This is a genomic window from Mesorhizobium sp. M0500 (genome assembly GCF_040321165.1).
In the GTDB taxonomy this organism is placed as follows: domain Bacteria; phylum Pseudomonadota; class Alphaproteobacteria; order Rhizobiales; family Rhizobiaceae; genus Mesorhizobium.
The window spans coordinates 12,603-32,057 of record NZ_JAMYRB010000036.1; the positions used below are offsets into that span (position 1 = coordinate 12,603).

At 62.7% G+C, this 19,455-nt stretch carries 17 protein-coding genes and 2 pseudogenes; 9 read left to right on the forward strand and 10 right to left on the reverse strand.

The window, feature by feature from the left end; all coding sequences use genetic code 11:
- Window positions 1-55 precede the first annotated feature (55 nt).
- From pdxR to NKI70_RS30910, 9 genes and pseudogenes are all read left to right on the forward strand, one after another.
- Window positions 56-1,552 (forward strand): MocR-like pyridoxine biosynthesis transcription factor PdxR, encoded by a 1,497-nt coding sequence (gene pdxR, locus NKI70_RS30870; RefSeq protein ID WP_502897032.1) that lies wholly within the window; start codon window positions 56-58, stop codon window positions 1,550-1,552.
- 158 nt (window positions 1,553-1,710) lie between these two features.
- Window positions 1,711-2,202 carry an MOSC domain-containing protein gene (locus tag NKI70_RS30875; RefSeq protein WP_352579575.1) on the forward strand — a complete coding sequence of 164 codons (492 nt, stop codon included), beginning with the start codon at window positions 1,711-1,713 and terminating at the stop codon, window positions 2,200-2,202.
- Window positions 2,203-2,208: 6 nt separating this feature from the next.
- Window positions 2,209-3,159 (forward strand): PDR/VanB family oxidoreductase, encoded by a 951-nt coding sequence (locus NKI70_RS30880; protein WP_352694547.1) that lies wholly within the window; start codon window positions 2,209-2,211, stop codon window positions 3,157-3,159.
- Between the two features lie 53 nt (window positions 3,160-3,212).
- Complete coding sequence (locus tag NKI70_RS30885; RefSeq protein WP_352579566.1) at window positions 3,213-5,606, forward strand: thiamine pyrophosphate-binding protein; 2,394 nt, start codon at window positions 3,213-3,215, stop codon at window positions 5,604-5,606.
- A gap of 99 nt (window positions 5,607-5,705) precedes the next feature.
- Window positions 5,706-5,828, forward strand: a complete 123-nt coding sequence (locus NKI70_RS30890) for a hypothetical protein (RefSeq protein WP_352579567.1) — start codon at window positions 5,706-5,708, stop codon at window positions 5,826-5,828.
- On the forward strand, window positions 5,825-6,361 hold the full coding sequence (locus NKI70_RS30895) for an ester cyclase (protein WP_352579568.1): 537 nt from the start codon (window positions 5,825-5,827) through the stop codon (window positions 6,359-6,361). Before NKI70_RS30890 ends, NKI70_RS30895 begins: the two co-directional genes overlap by 4 nt.
- A 118-nt stretch (window positions 6,362-6,479) precedes the next feature.
- Window positions 6,480-6,686 (forward strand): hypothetical protein, encoded by a 207-nt coding sequence (locus NKI70_RS30900; protein ID WP_352579569.1) that lies wholly within the window; start codon window positions 6,480-6,482, stop codon window positions 6,684-6,686.
- Between the two features lie 4 nt (window positions 6,687-6,690).
- Window positions 6,691-7,827, forward strand: a pseudogene (locus NKI70_RS30905) (trans-sulfuration enzyme family protein).
- Between the two features lie 150 nt (window positions 7,828-7,977).
- Complete coding sequence (locus NKI70_RS30910) at window positions 7,978-8,670, forward strand: B3/B4 domain-containing protein (protein WP_352694549.1); 693 nt, start codon at window positions 7,978-7,980, stop codon at window positions 8,668-8,670.
- Window positions 8,671-8,872: 202 nt separating this feature from the next.
- Here the strand turns inward: NKI70_RS30910 and NKI70_RS30915 are convergent.
- The 10 genes and pseudogenes from NKI70_RS30915 to bioB form a co-directional block, all read right to left on the reverse strand.
- Window positions 8,873-9,007 (reverse strand): annotated as a pseudogene (locus NKI70_RS30915) (biotin synthase BioB); the annotation flags it as partial.
- Window positions 9,008-9,321: 314 nt separating this feature from the next.
- A complete protein-coding gene (locus NKI70_RS30920) occupies window positions 9,322-10,500 on the reverse strand; it encodes an HPP family protein (protein WP_352726001.1) in 1,179 nt (392 codons plus the stop codon).
- A 677-nt stretch (window positions 10,501-11,177) separates the two neighbouring features.
- Complete coding sequence (locus tag NKI70_RS30925) at window positions 11,178-11,489, reverse strand: ABC transporter permease family protein (protein WP_352642819.1); 312 nt, start codon at window positions 11,487-11,489, stop codon at window positions 11,178-11,180.
- A gap of 459 nt (window positions 11,490-11,948) precedes the next feature.
- Entirely contained in the window at window positions 11,949-13,604 is a 1,656-nt protein-coding gene (gene groL / locus NKI70_RS30930) for a chaperonin GroEL (protein ID WP_352726003.1), read from the reverse strand.
- Between the two features lie 63 nt (window positions 13,605-13,667).
- Window positions 13,668-13,964: a co-chaperone GroES gene (gene groES, locus NKI70_RS30935; RefSeq protein ID WP_019863563.1), complete on the reverse strand. Its 297-nt coding sequence runs from the start codon at window positions 13,962-13,964 to the stop codon at window positions 13,668-13,670.
- 430 nt (window positions 13,965-14,394) lie between these two features.
- Entirely contained in the window at window positions 14,395-15,378 is a 984-nt protein-coding gene (bioZ, locus tag NKI70_RS30940) for a 3-oxopimeloyl-[acyl-carrier-protein] synthase BioZ (protein ID WP_023679597.1), read from the reverse strand.
- Window positions 15,375-16,640 carry an adenosylmethionine--8-amino-7-oxononanoate transaminase gene (locus tag NKI70_RS30945; protein WP_023679598.1) on the reverse strand — a complete coding sequence of 422 codons (1,266 nt, stop codon included), beginning with the start codon at window positions 16,638-16,640 and terminating at the stop codon, window positions 15,375-15,377. The genes bioZ and NKI70_RS30945 overlap by 4 nt, the downstream gene beginning before the upstream one ends.
- Entirely contained in the window at window positions 16,640-17,275 is a 636-nt protein-coding gene (gene bioD, locus NKI70_RS30950) for a dethiobiotin synthase (protein ID WP_023679599.1), read from the reverse strand. The genes NKI70_RS30945 and bioD overlap by 1 nt, the downstream gene beginning before the upstream one ends.
- An 11-nt stretch (window positions 17,276-17,286) precedes the next feature.
- Window positions 17,287-18,426: an 8-amino-7-oxononanoate synthase gene (locus NKI70_RS30955; RefSeq protein WP_023679600.1), complete on the reverse strand. Its 1,140-nt coding sequence runs from the start codon at window positions 18,424-18,426 to the stop codon at window positions 17,287-17,289.
- Window positions 18,423-19,421: a biotin synthase BioB gene (gene bioB / locus NKI70_RS30960; protein ID WP_023679601.1), complete on the reverse strand. Its 999-nt coding sequence runs from the start codon at window positions 19,419-19,421 to the stop codon at window positions 18,423-18,425. The genes NKI70_RS30955 and bioB overlap by 4 nt, the downstream gene beginning before the upstream one ends.
- Between the last annotated feature and the right edge of the window lie 34 nt (window positions 19,422-19,455).

Below are 19,455 nucleotides of genomic sequence, written 5' to 3' on the forward strand. Positions count from 1 at the left end.
CGAAAGATTGCCGGCAAACTGGCCAATGTGAAATATCCAGTTGGCGATGAATGAAATGGTCCAGTCTTCAAGTGCCGGTTCTGCAGGTCGCACGCACGCGATGGGTGCACGCCAGATCTACGAGGCTCTTCGCGAGCAGATCCTCGGAAGTGTCTACGAAACCGGCAGTCAGCTGCCGTCCTCCCGAGGCCTCGCAAATGACCTTGGGGTTTCGCGAACGACGGTGACGGTCGCCTATGAGCAACTGGCTGCGGAAGGTTTCATCGACGTCCGTAAAGGCGCACGACCCCGCGTTGCATCTTCGTTGATCGGTCCTGAGACAAGCCGCACGCCTGCGAAACGGGTCGGCTCGGTTCTTCTGTCCGCCTATGGCGGCCGACTGCGCGTCACGCCGCCCTGGCCGGATTATCTGCCGACTGGGCTGAAGGTCGATTTCCGCTATGGCGACCTGGCGTCGTCAGACTTCCCCGCATTGGTCTGGAAACGTGCGATGAACGAGGCGATGGGGCAGCGCCCGTTGCGTCTTGCCTATGACGATCCTCGCGGCTCGCGCCGGCTGCGCCAGGCGCTCCAGGGCTATCTCTGGCGCGCCCGAACCCTGAGCTGCGACCTCGAGCAGATCATCATCGTCAACGGTTCGCAGCAGGGCCTCGATCTGTGCGCTCGCCTGCTTCTCGATCCCGCCGACCGCTTCGTCATCGAGGACCCGTGCTACAGGATGGCGCGTCAGGTCTTTGCCAGTACGGGTGCCTCGCCCATCCCGGTCACCGTCGACGAGGACGGGATAAAGACGGAGTTGCTGGCGGGGATCGGGGCGCGACTGGCCTATGTCACGCCATCGCATCAGTTTCCGCTCGGCGGCGTCATGCCGATCGCGCGCCGCCACCAGCTTCTGGAATGGGCGCGGCACAACAACGCCTATGTGATCGAGGACGACTACGACAGCGAATATCGCTACGACATCAATCCGGTCCCTCCGCTGCACAGTCTCGAGGACCACGGGGCTGTCATCTACCTCGGCACGATCTCCAAGACGCTCTCGCCGATGCTACGCATCGGCTACCTCGTCGTCCCGCCGGAATTGCAGGAGGTCTTCGCAACCGCCAAACAATTCGCGGACCGGCATTCGCCGGTGGCTGAACAGGAGGCGCTGGCCTCTTTGATCGAGAGTGGCGGCTACGAAAGCCATGTGCGCCGCGTGCGCAGGCTGAACGGCGAGCGTCGGGAGACGTTGTTGGGCGCCTTGCGGCACAGCTTCGGCGATCGCATCGCTGTCCAGGGAGCAGATGCCGGACTGCACGTCGCCGTTTGGTTCAAAGACCTGCCACGATCGCAGGAACCGGCACTGGTCGAAGCCGCCCGACGTGCGGGCTTGGGGCTACACCTGATCTCGCCGCTATACGAACAGCCATCGGACGAAGGCCGCGCGGATCGCGTCGGTCTTGTCATGGGATATGCCGCCTTGAGCATTAGGCAGATCGGGAAGGGCGTTGAGGTCCTGCGAGAGGTTGTCAAGCAGGTGCAAGACGCGATGCCGGCGCGGAACAACTGAGACAGGGGGAGGTCGAAAGCAGGCGCTGAAAACGGTCCGAGGGGGCCCCGTATTTCTTTGCAACAGCCAACTGGACCGGGAAAACGCCATGCAACTGGCGCTGTTGATCAGGCCAGTTTTGCAGCAGGTTTCCACGAGACAAATTTCCGAGAGCGATGATGACCTGGCTAGGAAAGCTGCTTCATATCCATATCGCGCCTGCTGCCTCCTATGAAATGGAGGAGCTAGCGGAGGCGCAGCTTATTGCCGGCCAAGGCATTGTCGGAGATCGCTACTACCTGGGGGCGGGGACCTATTCGGCGCGTCCCGACGTTCGCGAGGTGACGCTGATCGAAGCTGAAGTTCTGGAAGCCATCGCGCAGGGCGAACCCAGGATACCGGGCTTCAAGGCCAAGCTTGCGCCCGAAGATCACCGGCGCAATCTGACGACACGAGGCGCTCCGCTAGGCCATCTTGTCGGCAAACGCTTCCGGGTCGGGGAAACGATCCTTAGAGCCGCCCGGATGAATGTCCCGTGCAAGTATATCGAGGAGTTGCTGGGGCTTCCGGGTCTCTACGACGGGCTTCTGAACCGCTCCGGCCTGAACTGCGCAATCGAGGTCGGGGGCGTGATCCGCCCCGGTGATCTGATCTTGCCCATCGACGAGTGAAACGCCATGGCCTCGCCCCGCATCGTCATGAAGCTGACCGTGACCGCTGTCCGCAAGGAGCCGGGGGAAGTACTGGTCATCGGCCTCAAACACCCGCGCAAACCTGTGCTGCCGCCGTTCGAGGCGGGTTCTCACGTCGATGTCCATCTGCCTGAACGGAAGGTGCGTCAGTATTCTCTTTGCGGCGACCCGACCGAGCTCAGCCGCTACACCATCGCGGTGAAGCGCGAGAATGACGGCCGTGGCGGCTCGGCGTGGATCCACGAAACCATTGCCGTCGGCTCCACACTGCCTGTCTCCGCGCCACGCAACCATTTTGCGCTCAAGCCAGGCGAGGGGCCGACTTTGCTGCTGGCAGGGGGGATCGGGATCACCCCGGTTCTGGCCATGGCGCGCGCGCTCACCCGGCAGGCCAAGCCCTTCGAGTTGCACTATTTCACCCGCAGCCGGGCGCTCACGCCACTCTTGCCGGTGATCGAGGGCGATCTTCCTGGCGGCAATGTTCGGCTCCATTTCGACGACGAGACGGCGACCCGGCAGGACATCGCCGCGCTGCTGGCGAACCGTTCGGCCGAGGCACAGGTTTACTATTGCGGACCGCCCGGATTCATGGCCGCCGTGGGGCGGGCGGCTGAACACTGGCCTGAGGGCACGGTTCATTTCGAAACTTTCCAGCCTCCCGACTTTGATGGCGCACCACCGGAACCATTCGTCATAGAACTCCGTGAGGGCAGGATGGTTGAGGTTTCGGCGCAGACCACGGCGCTCGCGGCTCTGCGCGCCGCCGGGGTGCCCTTACTGGCCTCATGCGAGAACGGGGTTTGCGGGACCTGCGAATGCGTTATGCTTAGTGGACAGCCGATCCATCGGGATTCCGTCCTGTCCAAAGACGCACGCGGCCATCGCTTCATCCCCTGCGTGTCACGCGCGACGGGCGTGCTGAAGCTCGATCTTTGACGATCTACTCTGGGAGGCATCGGTCCGACCGCTGATTTTCGGGGAAGTGAATAATGACGAAACTTGCATATTTGAACGAGATCGAGCGCTGCGCTTCCTGGCTCGCAGCCTGGACTATCCACCACGCCAACCACGTCCGCGAGGGAGATGAGATCAAGGTCGGCGGCCATCAGGCTTCTTCAGCCTCCCTGAGCACGATCATGACTGCACTCTACGGATCGGTGCTGCGCCCGCAGGACCGGGTGGCGGTCAAACCTCACGCGGCGCCGATCTTCCACGCACTCCAGTATCTCGCCGGCAACCAGACCCGTGAAAAGCTCATGAACTTTCGCGGCTACAAGGGCGCCCAAAGCTACCCTTCGCGGACCAAAGACATCGACGATGTCGATTTCTCGACCGGGTCGGTGGGTCTCGGCGTCGCGCAGACGCTGTTTTCCTCGCTGGTGCAGGACTACGTCTCGGCCCATGGCTGGATGAAGGGCCGCCCCGAGGGTCGGATGATCAGCCTGATCGGCGATGCCGAAATGGACGAGGGCAACATCTACGAAGCCCTGATCGAGGGCTGGAAGCACGGGCTACGGAACTGCTGGTGGATCGTGGACTACAACCGCCAGTCGCTCGACGCCGTGATCCGGGAGGGCCTCTGGCAGCGGTTCGAGCAGATTTTCCGCAATTTCGGCTGGGATGTGATGATCCTGCGCCATGGTGCGCAGCAAGAGGCAGCCTTCACTGAGCCGGGGGGCGAGAAGCTGCGTGAGTGGATCGAGCGGTGTCCCAACCAGCTCTATGCGGTGCTGACCTTCCAAGGGGGTGCTGCCTGGCGCAAGCGGCTCCTCGACGAGATCGGAGATCAGGGGCCGGTCGCCGCCCTGATTGAACGCCGCTCCGACGACGCGTTGCAGGCACTCATGACGAACCTTGGCGGGCATGACATGCCGAGCCTCCTCGAAGCCTTCGAAGCGGCTTCCAGCCATGACCGGCCCGTCTGCTTCATCTGCTACACCATCAAGGGCTACGGTCTGCCGCTTGCCGGACACAAGGACAACCATGCGGGACAGATGACGCCTGCGCACATGGAAGGTTTCCGCCGGCAAATGGCCGTCAAGCCGGGTGAGGAGTGGGACAAATGGGCCGCCGCCACCCTGCCGGAAGCGGAGCTTGACGCCTTCCTCGCCAAGGTGCCGTTCTTCGGTGAGGGGCGTCGGCGGTTGTCAGCGCCGTCAGTGCCGGTGCCCGCAACCCTTCCGTTGCCGGGACAGCCCGGCAAGCCGCTGTCGACCCAGATGGGCTTCGGTCAGATTCTGACCGACATCGCTCGCGAGCAGAGTCCACTTGCCGAACGCATTGTCACCACCTCGCCCGATGTGACGGTCTCGACCAATCTCGGGGGCTGGGTCAACCGGCGCGGCCTTTTTGCCCGCGAGACCATGGCCGACACCTTCAAGGCCGAACGCATCCCCTCCACCTACAGTTGGGAGTTCGGACCGAAGGGGCAGCACCTGGAACTCGGGATCGCAGAGTCAAACCTGATGATCATGCTCGGGGCGCTCGGACTATCGCATTCGATCAACGGCGTCCGTCTGCTGCCGATCGGGACGGTCTACGACCCGTTCATCTATCGTTCCGCCGATCAACTGAATTATGCCTGCTACCAGGACGCGCGTTTCATGCTGGTCGCCACGCCCTCCGGCGTGACGCTGGCGCCGGAGGGCGGGGCGCACCAATCGATCGGCACCCCGCTGATCGGCATGGCGCAGGATGGGCTTTGCGCCTTCGAACCGGCCTTCGTCGACGAGCTGTCCGTGATCATGCGCTTCGCGTTCGATTACATGCAGCGCAACGGCGAAGGAGATCCGGACGAGACGACATGGCTGCGTGATCAGACCGGAGGGTCGGTCTATCTGCGCTTGTCCACCCGGCCGCTCGAGCAGCCGCTCCGCGACATGAGGCCGGACCTGGCACGGGATATCGTCAATGGCGCCTATTGGCTGCGACCGCCTGGGCCGAACGCCAGCGTGGTGATCGCTTATCAAGGCGTTGTCGCGCCGGAGGCGATTGCAGCGACGGGGCTTCTGGCAGAGGACCGGCGCGACGTCGGGCTGATGGCAATCACGTCAGCCGACCGGCTGAACGCGGGCTGGCAGGCAGCGGAGCGTGCCCGCCAGCGCGGAATGACCGGCGCCCTTAGCCACGTCGAGCGGATGCTGGCGCCGCTGTCGCGAGATTGCGGGATCGTTACCGCAATTGATGGTCACCCGGCGACGCTTGCGTGGATCGGCGGCGTGAACGGGCATCGCGTCAAGGCGCTTGGGGTCGAGCACTTTGGTCAGACCGGCACGATTGCGGACCTCTACCGTCACCACGGCCTAGACACCAACGCCATCGTACATGCGGCACAGGCGGTCAGTGCGGGACCGGCTATTCGCTACCGGAAGGCGCTGCCCTGACCATGAGCTACCGGATGGTCCGTGGCCGGTAGCGGATCGGCTGGTTCCACAGGCGTTCCGGTTCGAACGCTCGATATCCAGCGGCAAAAGGAGGCATTCATGAGTATCGCGCCCGATGAGCACGAGAAGGTGATGACGTTCGATGACATCGAGCTCAGCCCGCAGAAGGAGATCGTCCGGGTGTTCTACAAGGACATTGGGATCACGCGGCCGTCGACTTGATCCCGGCAATCTTTCATGAGGGGTTCACTTTCCGCGGGTCGCTCGGCCCGGTTCTCGTGGGGCACAGTGGGTTCGCTGACTATGTCAGATGGGTGACAAGCTCTCTCGATCACTACACATCCGACATCCTGGAAATGATCGAGGAAGGAAATCGGGTCTCGGCGAAGCTCCGCTTCCACGGAATCCATCGCCGTCCGCTGTTCGGTCGCGCGCCCACCGGTCGGCACGTGTGGTGGTACGGCATGCCGATCTTCACATTCGAGGACGGCAAGGTGAGAGACCTCTGGGTGCTGGGCGACATTCACGGGCTGATCAGCCGGATCGACGGCATCGCGCACGAGCAACCGGAGTTCCGCGCGGCGTCGACCGGGGCGGACCCTTCAACCGCGTCATCAAACCCAGGGATCGATGAAGATGCGCCGGCTCATCGTCTGTGGAGCAATTGCCGTTCAGCAGGAACCACGGCCCGCAATGGGGCGGGTGGACACGCATCCGCGATTTGCCCCACGCATCCTGCGGTGTTCCACGCATGAGAGTGATGGCTGCAGGTCTCGCTGCCGTCGCATTCGGTGCGGGCGACTTTCTTGGCGGTGTCGCCGCCCGGGGTGCCGAAGCCACGCGTCTTGCCCGCGCGGCCTCAGCATTGCCGCCGTGGCCAGCCTTCTCGATGGAATTGCAAACCTGTTGCTGATGGTGGCTTTCGCCACCGAGGATTGGCCGAAACCGCGGCCGTCGCCTCGCTATCCGGTCGCGATGATCGTGCTGGCCATTAAGGTCCTGCGCGAGCGGCCTTCAATGACACAGGGAATCGGTCTGCTTTTGGCCATTCCTGCCGTCTTCCTTCTCAGATCCACCTAAGGAGGTGCTCCATGCAACTGGAAACCAAAGCGATGCGGGTCGGGGTGTCGATCCTTTCACCGGCGCCGTCACGATCCCCTTCCATCCCAGTACGACCTTCGAACGGAGTGCGGACGGTGGCTACCCGTCGAGCTATGAATATATCAGGGATGCCAACCCGACGCGGAACGCGTTCGAAACGGCGATGGCCGCGCTTGAAGGAGGTCACGCCGCTGTCGCCTTCTAGTCTGGCATGGCCGCCATTACGGCGGTGTTCGAGGCGCACCCCCGCAAGGGCAATCGTATTGTCGTGCCGGACGACATGTATTTCGGCATCCGATCGCTGATTGACGAAACCGATATCGGAAGCCGGTTCGACTTCGTCGCCGTCGACATGCGCGACCTGGACGCGCTGCGCACGGCCGTGGGTGCCGCCCCCACGGGCCTCGTGTGGATCGAGACCCCCTCGAACCCGCTCATCCGTGTCGTGGATATCCGGGCGGCTTGCGACAAAGCGCACGAGGCCGGTGCGATTGCGGTGGTTGACAACACCTGGGCGACGCCCGTCCTCCAGCGCCCGTTCGAATTGGAGGCCGATGCCGTGATGCATTCGGCAACGAAATACATAGGTGGCCATTCCGATATGATGGCTGGGGTCGTCGTCTTGCCGGACGCCGCGTCTCTGGAACGCCCCCTGCGCATGATCCAGCGGCACAAGGGAAGCGTCGCGGCTCCCTTCGACTGCTGGCTGGCACTTCGTGGGCTGCAGTCTTTGCCGGTTCGCATGCGAGCCCACTGTGACGGCGCCCAGAAAGTCGCCGAAACGCTGGGCAAACATCCGGCAGTCGAAAGTGTTCTCTTTCCGGACCTGCCCGATGACCCGGGCCATGAGTTGGCCGGGCGGCAGATGTCTGGCTACGGTGCCATGCTTTCCTTCATCGTTCGAGGCGGCGCCGAGGCAGCCATGACGGTCGCTGGGCGGCTCAATCTTGTGGTGCGGGCCACGAGCCTTGGAGGCACGCATTCGCTGATGGAGCATCGGGCCTCTGTAGAAGGACCAAAGTCGATTGCTCCGGCGGGGTTGCTGCGCATCTCGGTCGGGCTCGAGCACCCGCAAGACATAATCGTCGATCTCTACCAGGCCTTGTCCACGGCCGAATGATGGAATTATCCAGCGCATGGTGCGGCATGCACCACGCCGATGCCAGAAGATCTGGACGCTCGACAAGCACCCTTCTTCATACATCTCCCGAACGACCGCCAGCGCAAAGCCTCCCCATGAGAAAAGAGCATCCCATGTCTTTCCCGCCCATTGATTGCCCCCGAGATCAAGGCCCGCTACCCGGATTTTCATCTGATCAGCATTGTGGTACGGAACGCTGAAATCGACGTGCCGGATGCACAGGCGTTGAACGACACGATTGCGGCGGCGGAACAGGCCGCGCTTCGCGATGACGCCCAAAGGGACGCGCATCTTGCGGCGTGGGCCGTTGCCTACGCGGCTTTCGGCACAAAAGCCAATCGATCGCCGTGCTCGGCCGCCGCGCTTCTCAAGCGTGTGCGGAAAGATGGCTCTCTCCCGCGGATATCCCCACTGGTTGATGCCTACAATGCCGTCAGCGTGTTGTATGGCGTTCCGGTTGGCGGGGAGGATCTCGATCTTTACCAGGGGGTCCCGAGACTTTTAATTGCGAAGGGAGCGGAGCCATTCGACACGATCCAGCAAGGTGAAATGGTAACCGAGCATCCCGAACCGGGCGAAGTCATCTGGTGCGATGATGGCGGTGTCACGTGCCGCCGCTGGAACTGGCGGCAGGGGCGGCGCACCATGGTCACGGTCAATACCCGCGCCATGTGGCTCGTGCTGGAAGCCCTCGGCCCAATGTCAGCTAAACAGATGACGGCCACCGGAGAGCGTCTGATGGGACTTATCCAAGCGTTGTGCCCGGGTGCGCGAATCGAAACCGCGCGGATCGACGAGTCCACTACATCTCGTGTCCCTTAGGGCATGGCCCCCACCTTTCGGGAAAAACACCCCACTCAGCCCTGTCCAGATCTGGCGCTCCTTGCTCGCTCCGCTGGCCTACACAGTTGATTGCGAACGACCCAGAGCGGCTCTCGAAAACGAGCGTCGAACGAAATCAGATCACCGTTTGTTCTCCCTTAGCGTTGTTTGGCGTACTTTTATCGCGATGCCCTCTGATACGCTGGCTGCAATAGCCGCAATCCTCCGGGCAGCCGCCTGTCTTGATGCTGAGAAGCCGGCTGAGCTGGACCTTGTTGGGATCGAAATTCTGGCGGTGCACGGTTTGCGCAAGGAAGAGGAGATTTTGAAGGGGCATCGTGAAGGGCCTGAGCCTTCTCCAGGGTCCACGCTCCAGGGTCCACGCTCCAGGGTCAGGGGATTGAGGCTGTGGCGATGTCTGCATTGAACTGGCTGTTTGCATGTCCATGCTGTTCCTCCGGTTCTGCCGTAAGGGTGTTTGCTGTGATGACGATCGGAAAGGACACTTGACCCACTTGTAGTCCGCGCCTTTGGTCGACATAGCGGACTGGCTCTGGCCACCGGCAAGGTTGAAGAGTGTTCCGTTGTTGCAGTCGTACTTGGCCTACGTGAACCAGATGCCTGAGCACGCGGTCGCGTTTCAGGGTTGATCTACTCGTAAAAAGGAATTGTCTTAGGCGGAAGGCCGCACTTAATACCGCTATCCCGGCGCCCCATCGGGTTCCCGGATTGAGCAGCGGAACTATTTTGTGCCGCTGCCAGCGTTGTGTCGGCCATGTGCACGCGCGCTGCCGCCGCCAGCAGGTCGGTCTGGGTGATCAGCCCAATAATGCGTCGCTCGGCATCGACGATGACCACGGCATGGCTGCGGCCGTCGGTGAGCACCGGCAGCAGGCTCATCGCCGGCGTATCGGGAGAGGCGGTGCCAGCCTTCGACATCACAGCCCTCACCGTGTCGGTCGCCTTCGTCAGCTCGCGCAGGCCAACTACACCGACCAGCCCGCCCCCGGCGTCGGTCACCGGCAGCGTCCGGATGTTGTGATCGAGCAGCAAATGACGCGCCTGGTCGGCAGGCGCATGTTCATCGACCGAAATCACATCGCGCGACATGATGTCCTCGCACAGCAGGGTCCGGTGGGAGCGCACCATCGCCTGCAACTCGACCTGCCGTAGCAGCCGCTCAAGATCGTTGCGGTCGATATCGAAGGTTTCCTCCAGCGCGCCGAGCGCGGCATCGATATCCTCGGGCTGGAAGCCGACCCGCTCCCGCGCCGGCGGATCGATGGTTCCATGCGCGCTTTTAAGGGCGGGGGGCGCCACATGCGGATAGTTGCGCCGCGACAGTTTATGGATGCCGTAGCCGAGTGCGACCAGCACGATCGAGTTCAGCGCTACCGGAACGAAGGGAAACAGCAAGCCCGAGCTGAAGACGGCCGGTCCGCCGAACACCGCGGTTAAGGCGGCGGCGCCACCCGGCGGATGCAGGCAGCGCGTGAACGACATGGCGGCGATGGCCAGCGCCACCGCAATGCCGGTAGCAAGGACGGGTTCATGCACGAAATGCGCCACGATCACCCCGACCAGCGCCGAAATCGTATTGCCACCGATAATCGACCAAGGTTGCGCCAGCGGGCTTGAAGGTACGGCAAAGAGCAGCACGGCCGATGCTCCCATTGGAGCAACCAGCAGTGCGACATGTGGGCCAGACCCGTTCGCCAGCGCACTGATCACGCCAGTCAATGCGATGCCGATCATGGCCCCCATACAGGCGAGCAGCCGCTCGCGCAGGGTTGCACCGGCAAGGATCGGAACAAAGAGACGAAACGCCATGGCATACCCTTGGGCGAGTGGTCGGAACTCCGCGCTCCGCAATGCAGGCAAAGCCACAGATTTGGAAGTTAAGCCAATTCGGAAAGTCGGCTCACGGGGGAAAACTTTTGCGCGAAGCGGCCATTGCCAAATGGGTGCAGACATTTTGATCAGCCAGAGGAGGCGGACGGCACGCTGATCCGCTCGAGCGCAGCTAGAGGCCAAGGGCTGCCGTGCCGCGGGCAGCCGGAAATGGGGATGGTCGGAAGTCGAGCTGGGATGGACACTAAGAAATTCAGAGGCTTCGAAAAGCGTGCTGACAATGTCGGCACGGCAAGACAAATCAGGCCGTTGTCGCTCCACTTCCGAGGCGCACTCCAGCGGAGTACGGCTTCTACGCGGTGCTTGGTCTGCCTGTCCTTGCCACCATCGGATTCGTTTGCGTCATGCTGAAACGTCCACCTGTAGCCGCTGAGAAGACGACTGCCGCCAGTGCCGTCGTGGAACCGCCATATGACGGCGGCTTGGTTACAGAGCCGGCTCGTGTCGATCGGGCGGAGGAGCCTGATGTGACGTACATGGTCCAGAAAGTGGCCAATGAAGGTGCTGGCATCGTCAACGTGATCAGGTCACGTAATAGCGGTAATACAACCGCGACCATGAGCCTCTCAGGCGTTCGATGAGGCGGGAAAATCCGATCACCAGACCAAGCGCGATTCCGCCACACTGCCACACACGAAACCGATCAGGTCACGTTCCAGGCTCGCCAGAAGATTGGAGCCGAGGCCACCTCGGCTGAACTCTGCCATGCCGCGGGCCGCCACCTCTCCCAGCCGCGGTAGAAAACGTGGGTCAGCAGCGCCGGCATGGGCGAGCAACTCCCAAATCGCGAGCATCGCCATCGGCACCGCAAGCGGCCGCAGATGTCGGCCGATGGAGCGGAAGGGCGGCGGTGCGATGGAAGCGCCGTGCGACAGCCTATCCCGACCTGCAATCGTGATCAGGCTCATCGTGGGTCTCCGGACGCCAGCGTTGCAGATGGTTTCAGGCAAGCGTGAGCAGGCCGTGGATCACCAATCCGGTCAGGCCGACCACGATCATGGCCGAAAGAACGAGGTTCCAATTGAAAGAGCTGACGACCATAGGCCATCAGGTATCGGAGCCCTTCGAACGATGCGATGAGTTCTACCGCAACCAGGGTCTGCCAGCCGTTGAAGGCCTTCTCGCAGCCCTGTAAAGATCGACGGTACGGCGGAAGGCAGCACGATCATCGTGAGTTTCGACCAGCGGCTGAACGAAAGGACACGGCCAGACCCCCCTTACGACGACGCGTTGCGCTTCGCTAACCCTTCGCCGCCATCAGGCTGGGTAAGAGGACTTGCACGTCTAAAGCTGTCGATCATTCTCGGCACACAAAAAAGGGCGGCATTGCTGCCACCCTTTTCCGTATCTGTAGGTTGATAGCTGGATTAGAAATCCATACCGCCCATGCCGCCCATGCCACCGCCGGGCATACCAGCCGGCATGCCGCCGCCAGCCGACTCCTTCTTCGGAGCCTCCGCGATCATCGCTTCGGTGGTGACCAGCAGGCCGGCGACCGAGGCCGCGTCCTGCAGGGCTGTGCGCACAACCTTGACCGGATCGACGATACCCATGGCGATCATGTCGCCATATTCGCCGGTCTGGGCGTTGTAACCGAAGGTCGCGCCCTTGTTCTCAAGGATCTTGCCGGCAACGATCGATGCTTCCGCACCGGCGTTGGCGGCGATCTGGCGAGCCGGAGCCTGCAGCGCGCGACGCACGATGGCGATGCCGGCGGTCTGGTCGGAGTTGGCGCCGGTGACGGTGATGGCCAGCGAAGCGCGCAGCAGGGCGACGCCGCCGCCGGGCACGATGCCTTCTTCGACGGCCGCACGGGTCGCGTTGAGGGCGTCGTCGACGCGGTCCTTCTTTTCCTTGACTTCGATCTCGGTCGCACCGCCGACGCGGATGACGGCAACGCCGCCCGCCAGCTTGGCGAGACGTTCCTGCAGCTTCTCCTTGTCGTAGTCCGAGGTGGTCTCCTCGATCTGCTGCTTGATCTGGGCGACGCGGCCCTGGATCTCTTCCTTCTTGCCGGCGCCGTCGACAATGGTGGTGTTCTCCTTGGAGATCGACACCTTCTTGGCGCGGCCGAGCATGTTGAGGCCGACATTCTCGAGCTTGATGCCGAGGTCTTCCGAAATGACCTGGCCACCGGTGAGGATGGCGATGTCCTCCAGCATGGCCTTTCGGCGATCACCGAAGCCCGGCGCCTTGACGGCAGCGATCTTCAGGCCGCCACGCAGCTTGTTGACGACCAGCGTGGCCAGGGCCTCGCCTTCGACATCTTCCGAGATGATGACCAGCGGCTTCGAGGTCTGCACGACGGCCTCGAGGATCGGCAGCATGGCCTGCAGGTTGGAGAGCTTCTTCTCGTGGAGAAGAATGTAGGCGTCTTCCAGATCCGCAACCATCTTCTCGGCGTTGGTGACGAAGTAGGGCGAGAGATAGCCGCGGTCGAACTGCATGCCTTCAACGACTTCAAGCTCGGTCTCGGCGGTCTTGGCTTCCTCAACCGTGATGACGCCTTCATTGCCGACCTTCTGCATCGCTTCGGCGATCATCTTGCCGACCGACTCGTCGCCATTGCCGGCGATCGTGCCGACCTGGGCAACTTCCTCGGAGGTCTTGATCTTCTTGGCAGCGTTGCCGAGAGCCGCGACGACTTCGGTCACGGCCAGGTCGATGCCGCGCTTCAGGTCCATCGGGTTCATGCCGGCGGCAACCGCCTTGTTACCTTCCTGGACGATCGACTGCGCCAGAACGGTCGCGGTCGTGGTGCCATCACCGGCGATGTCGTTGGTCTTCGAAGCAACTTCGCGGATCATCTGCGCGCCCATGTTTTCGAACTTGTCGGAAAGTTCGATTTCCTTGGCGACGGTGACGCCGTCCTTGGTGATGCGCGGTGCGCCGAACGACTTGTCGATGACGACGTTGCGGCCCTTGGGACCGAGGGTCACCTTCACCGCGTCGGCGAGGATGTTGACGCCGTGAAGCATGCGCTCGCGGGCGTCGCGGGAGAATTTTACGTCTTTGGCAGCCATTTTTTAGCTCCTGGCAGGGGCTTGCGATCAAGCCCGAAATTCAGTTGACGGTGAGGCCGATAATCAGCCGATGATGCCCATAATGTCGGATTCCTTCATGATCAGAAGGTCTTCGCCATTGAGCTTGACTTCGGTGCCCGACCACTTGCCGAACAGGATGCGGTCGCCGGCCTTGACGTCCAGCGGGACCAGCTTGCCGGCTTCGTCGCGAGCGCCGGAGCCGACGGCGATGATCTCGCCTTCCTGCGGCTTTTCCTTCGCCGTATCCGGGATGATGATCCCGCCGGCGGTCTTGGATTCGGATTCGACCCGGCGTACGACCACGCGGTCATGCAGCGGCCGGAAATTCGACTTTGCCATTTTTGGATTTCCTTGGTGCGGATGTTGAACGGTGCTCCGTTGCCGGAGCATGCCTAGCACTCAGCCGAAGCGAGTGCTAACGCGGCAATGAGATAAGCCGCAGGCTCCTGCTAGTCAAGACGGAAGAGCAAAGAGCAAAGAGAAAAGAGAAGACAGCAAAGAGCAGCCAGCAAAGAGCGTGTAAGCATCGAGCCTTTTATGTGAACAATGTCGGGTATCCGACATATATGGGGCGGCTCACCCTTTGTAATTGAGCTTTATTCAGATGGTACGATTGGTGCAACGGGTGTTGCATTTGAACTCATCCAGAGGCTCGCACGGGTCGTGCTGCGTCAGCTTGGTCATGTCGAGCTTCAGAAGGCCATTTTGGCATTGGTTCTGTTGCTCCTATTGCCATTCATGACCGATCCTGCGCGCGTGAGCCGGCCGGCTAGATTCCAACCACGAGAGCGCCGCCGCTGAGACCCGCACCCGCCGCCGCCAGAAGGATTTTCTCTCCTGGCTGGAATGGCTTCATCTGGTTGGCGAGCGAGAGCGACAGCGGGACCGTCGCGGCCGAAGAGTTGCCGTATTCGGCAATCGTCTTGACAATTGCTTGGTCCGCAATGCCGAGGTTTCTTCCGACCGCGCCGAAAATGCGAGCATTGGCCTGATGCGGCACGAACCGGCCGACATCCTGTGGTTGCACTCCGGCAGCGGCTAGCGCGCTTATCGAGCAATCGGTCATCATCTCGACGGCCTTTGCGAACACTTCGCGGCCGTCGGTCATCGTCATTCGGGTTTGCGCGAGGTCGAGGTCACCGTGGAACGGCTTGTTGCTTCCTCCTGCGGGAATCTGGATCAGCCCGTATCGCGAGCCGTCCGAATCCACCGAGGCACCGAGGATCCCCCGATCAGTATCCTCGCACAGACCGATCACCACGGCGCCGGCGGCATCGGCAAACAGCACGGCGCTGGCGCGCTCAGCGGGATTGATGCGGCGGCTGAGGATGTTGGCGGCAATAACAAGGCTCGCTTTGCCGTGCAGGCGGGTAAATCCGTCCGCGAACATCAGCGCATAGATGAAGCCGGCGCAGGCGCCGGTCAGATCGACAGCGCCGGCGCGGCCCAGCCCCAACCGATGTGCGACCAGGGGCGCGCTGGGCGGCAGGAGGTGATCGGGCGTCGAGGTGGCAAGTAACAGCAGACCGATGTCGTGGCGCGCAATGCCGGCGTTCGCCAAAGCCATGTCGCCGGCTTGCGTGGCCAAGCCAGACAGCGTGTCTTCGTCCGTTGCCCAGAAGCGCGAACGAATTCCGGTGCGCCGCTCGATCCAGCCCGGTTCGAGGCCGAGATTGTTCTCGATTTCGGCATTGGCCACCTTTCGCCCAGGCGCATGATGGCCAAACCCGAGAAGGCGCGACGACCTGCTCATGGCCTCGAACCGAAGCGTTCGCCGGCTTCCTCGATGGCGTCATAGAGCCCGTCCAGCTCCTCGCCGGTGATGCAATAAGGCGGGAGAAGATAGAGGACATTGCCGAGCGGGCGCACAAGGAGCCCGCGCTTGAGGAAAAAAGCGCGCAGTTTCGGGCCGATTTCGGCCAGATAACCGGCTGAGCCGGCGCGAAGATCGAGCGCCGCAATCGTGCCGGTCGTCCGCTTGTCGGTGAAGTAGGGATTGTCGCGAAAGCGTCTAAGCCCGGCGGCCTGCTTCGCGCTCAGGGCCGCGATCCGCTCGGCCACCGGCTCGTCCTGCCAGATCTCGACATTGGCGAGTGCTGCCGCGCAGGCAATCGGATTGGCGGTGTAGGAACTCGAGTGGAAAAAGGTCTTCTTCCTGTCCGTCGAATAGTGAGCCTGGAAGATGGCATCGGTGGCGAGTGTGGCCGCCAGCGGGATGGTGCCACCGGTCAGGCCCTTCGAGGTGCACAGGATATCCGGAGAAATCGATGCCTGCTCGCAGGCGAACATGCTCCCGGTGCGGCCCCAGCCGGTCATCACCTCGTCGGCGATCAGCAGCGTGCCGGAGGCTTCGGCGATCTTCTTCAATCCGGTCAGAACCGAGGCCGGATACATCCGCATGCCGCCGGCGCCAAGCACCAGCGGTTCGATGATCAGCGCGGCGGCGCGCCGGTCGCGGCTGACGGCCTCGAATCTATCCAGCGTTTCCTGCTCGCGGCCGGCGGCCGGGAAGGGAATGGTGTCGACCTCGAACAGCAAGGGTTCGTAGGCGGCGTTGAACACGCCACGGGCACCGACGCTCATCGTGCCGATCGTGTCGCCGTGATAGCTGTGCTCCATGACGACGATGCGCGAGCGCGGCGCGCCGATGTTGCGGAAATAGCCGAGCGCCATCTTCAGCGCGACTTCGACGCTGGTCGAGCCGCTGTCGGAATAGAACACCCAGTCGAGTCCGGCGGGAGCGAGTCCGACAAGCGCCTTGGCCAAGCATTCGGCAGGCTCGTGCGTGAAACCTGCGAAGATGATCTGGTCGAGGCTCGAGGCGGTCGTCTCGATTGCCTTTATAATGCGGGGATGGCGGTGGCCATGTGTGACGACCCACCAGGAGGAAATGGCGTCCAGAATGCGCACGCCATTGGCTTTGTGGAGATAGGCGCCTTCAGTCAGGACGATTTCAGGGATTGCCGGCTCGAGCGCGTGCTGGGTGAAGGGATGCCACACACGGGAATGCGGCATCATTCGCCTCCGGCAATCAAAGCGAGGTCGAAGCCGGCAATCATCGCTTGTCTCAGCGTTTTGTCCGTTAGCGGATCGAGGTGCGGCAGCCTGCCGAGTTGCGGCACGTCGCCGAATTCCACGATCGTCCGTTGCGTATCGGTCATCTCATCGCCGATGAAGGCGATGCCAGCCAGCGGGATAGCGCGCGCCCGCAGGGCCTCGATCGACAGCAGGGTGTGATTGATTGTTCCGAGCGCGGTGCGGGCGCACAGAATGACCGGCAACTGCCATTGCTCGAATATGTCGATGAACCTTGTCCGGCGGTTCAGCGGCACCATCAGCCCGCCGGCGCCTTCGATGACGAGCGGTGTCGGCAGGACCGGAAACGAAAGATCGGCAGCCTCGATCGAAACGTCGTCGATTTCGGCCGAACGATGCGGCGAAAGCGGGCTCTTCAAGCGGTAGGCTTCCGGCAGCACGCGCCCCGACGGCAGCCCGGCAAGTCGCGCAACCGCCTCGCTGTCGGTCTCGCCGTCGAGGCCCGATTGCACCGGCTTCCAGTAGAAGCCGTCAAGCAGGCCGGCAAGCCCGGCCGAAAACACCGTCTTGCCAATTCCGGTGTCTGTTCCGGTGATGACGATGCGCTTGGTCATGTCGCCTCCGGTCATGTCTGCGCCAACACCTCGACGAGCGCCTCGACCATGGCGGAAATGTCGGCTTCGCCGATATTGAGCGTCAGTGAGATGCGCAGCCGCGACGTGCCCTCGGGCACGGTCGGCGGACGAATGCCGCGTATGTCGAAGCCGCGGGCCTGCAGGCGCGCCGCCATTGCCATGGTGCGCCTGACATCGCCGATCACCAAGGGCTGGATCTGAGAGCCACTTGGCATCACACCGCAGCGATCGACCAATTGGCGGCCTGCGAGGGCAACGCGTTCATGCAGCTGAACACGCCGCATAGGCTCGTCGGCGAGCATTGCGAGCGCTTCGCGCGCCGCGACCGCCATCAGCGGCGATGGCGCGGTGGCGTAAATGAATGGCCGGCAACGGTTGATCAGATACTGGCACAGTGTCCTCGGCCCGGTCACGAGCCCACCAGATGCGCCGAGCGCCTTGCCGCAGGTGTGGAGCGCGACGATGTTGTCGCGGCCCTCGAAAGCGGCGGCCAGCCCCCGGCCGTCCGGTCCCCAGACGCCGGTGGCGTGCGCCTCGTCGACGACGAGGAATGCCTCGTGCCGATCGGCAAGCGCGACCAGGCTCTCCAAAGGCGCGCAGTCGCCATCCATGCTGTAAAGGCTTTCCACCGCGATCCAGACGCATCCCATGCCGCCTTCGGCGCGCCAACACGTGATCGCATCCTCGACAGCATCGACGTCGTTGTGCGCGGCCAGCTTGAACTCGGCGCGCCCGGCCTGCGCACCCTCATGCATGCTGGCATGGGCGAGCTCATCGAGGACCAAAAGGTCGCCCTTCTGCGGCAGCGCAGTCAGCAGAGCGAAGTTGGCGATGTAGCCGCTGCCGAAGAATAGCGCGCCGTCGGCTCCAAAGAATGCTGCCGCGTCTGCCTCGAGCTGCTCGTGTTCCGGTGCATTGCCGCGCAACAGCCGCGACCCGGTGGCGCCAACCGGCGTGCCCCGCGCAATCGCCGCCACAACCGCTTCGCCAAGTCTTTTGGAGGCGGCAAGCCCGAGATAGTCGTTCGACGAGAAGTCGAGCCCGGCGCGCGGCTTCAGCGTCCGCAGCCGGTCCTTGCGCGCCAGTCCCTGCAAGGTCGCCTCATAGCGGGCAAGCGGTGCCCCGTTCATTGCGCCTCGAGGTCCATCGGCTCGATGCCGAGGCGCCGGAACAGCAGGGTATCCTTGTCCTCGCCGGGATTGTCCGCCGTCAGCAGCGTGTCGCCGACGAAGATCGAGTTGGCGCCGGCAAAAAAGCACAGCGCCTGCATCTCGTCGGTCATGGCCGTGCGGCCGGCGGAGAGACGGATATGCGATTTCGGCATCATGATGCGCGCCAGCGCGATCACGCGCACGAATTCGATCGGCTCGATGGGCTTGGCGTCGGCAAGCGGGGTGCCGGCGATCGGGATCAGCATGTTGATCGGAACGCTTTGCGGATGTTCCGGCAGGTTGGCCAGCGTCACGAGCATGTCGATCCGGTCCACCGGCTCCTCGCCCATGCCGACAATACCGCCGCAGCAGACCTTGATGCCGGATTGGCGAACGTGCTCGAGCGTCTCCAGCCGGTCGGCAAAGCTCCGCGTGCTGATGATCTCGCTGTAGTAGCGTTCCGACGTATCGATGTTGTGGTTGTAATAGTCGAGGCCAGCCTGTTTGAGGCGAGCCGCCTGCTCAAGATCGAGCATGCCGAGCGTCATGCAGGTTTCCATGCCCAGCGCCTTGACGCCTTCGACCATCGCCACGACCGCATCCATGTCGCGCGCCTTGGGGTTTCGCCAGGCCGCGCCCATGCAATAGCGGGTTGCGCCGGAGTCACGCGCTTTCTCCGCCTCGGCGACGACGCGCCGGACCTCCATCAGCTTCGACGCCTTCAGGCCGGTCTCGTGATGCGCCGACTGGCTGCAATAGCCGCAATCCTCCGGGCATCCGCCCGTCTTGATGCTGAGAAGCCGGCTGAGCTGGACCTTGTTGGGATCGAAATTCTGGCGGTGCACGGTTTGCGCGAGGAAGAGGAGATTGTTGAAGGGGGCATCGTGAAGTGCCTGAGCCTTCTCCAGGGTCCACGCTCCAGGGTCAGGGGATTGAGCCTGTGGCGATGTCTGCGTTGGACTGGCTGTTTGCATGTCCATGCTGTTCCTCCGGTTCTGCCTTGCTTTG

What these genes read in the sequence shown, in the direction of transcription:
- pdxR (WP_502897032.1), top strand. Translation starts at nt 56, where the DNA reads ATGGTCCAGTCTTCAAGTGCCGGTTCTGCAGGTCGCACGCACGCGATG.
- NKI70_RS30875 (WP_352579575.1), top strand. Translation starts at nt 1,711, where the DNA reads ATGACCTGGCTAGGAAAGCTGCTTCATATCCATATCGCGCCTGCTGCC.
- NKI70_RS30880 (WP_352694547.1), top strand. Translation starts at nt 2,209, where the DNA reads ATGGCCTCGCCCCGCATCGTCATGAAGCTGACCGTGACCGCTGTCCGC.
- NKI70_RS30885 (WP_352579566.1), top strand. Translation starts at nt 3,213, where the DNA reads ATGACGAAACTTGCATATTTGAACGAGATCGAGCGCTGCGCTTCCTGG.
- NKI70_RS30890 (WP_352579567.1), top strand. Translation starts at nt 5,706, where the DNA reads ATGAGTATCGCGCCCGATGAGCACGAGAAGGTGATGACGTTCGATGAC.
- NKI70_RS30920 (WP_352726001.1), bottom strand. Translation starts at nt 10,500, where the DNA reads ATGGCGTTTCGTCTCTTTGTTCCGATCCTTGCCGGTGCAACCCTGCGC.
- NKI70_RS30925 (WP_352642819.1), bottom strand. Translation starts at nt 11,489, where the DNA reads ATGAGCCTGATCACGATTGCAGGTCGGGATAGGCTGTCGCACGGCGCT.
- groL (WP_352726003.1), bottom strand. Translation starts at nt 13,604, where the DNA reads ATGGCTGCCAAAGACGTAAAATTCTCCCGCGACGCCCGCGAGCGCATG.
- groES (WP_019863563.1), bottom strand. Translation starts at nt 13,964, where the DNA reads ATGGCAAAGTCGAATTTCCGGCCGCTGCATGACCGCGTGGTCGTACGC.
- bioZ (WP_023679597.1), bottom strand. Translation starts at nt 15,378, where the DNA reads ATGAGCAGGTCGTCGCGCCTTCTCGGGTTTGGCCATCATGCGCCTGGG.
- NKI70_RS30945 (WP_023679598.1), bottom strand. Translation starts at nt 16,640, where the DNA reads ATGCCGCATTCCCGTGTGTGGCATCCCTTCACCCAGCACGCGCTCGAG.
- bioD (WP_023679599.1), bottom strand. Translation starts at nt 17,275, where the DNA reads ATGACCAAGCGCATCGTCATCACCGGAACAGACACCGGAATTGGCAAG.
- NKI70_RS30955 (WP_023679600.1), bottom strand. Translation starts at nt 18,426, where the DNA reads ATGAACGGGGCACCGCTTGCCCGCTATGAGGCGACCTTGCAGGGACTG.
- bioB (WP_023679601.1), bottom strand. Translation starts at nt 19,421, where the DNA reads ATGCAAACAGCCAGTCCAACGCAGACATCGCCACAGGCTCAATCCCCT.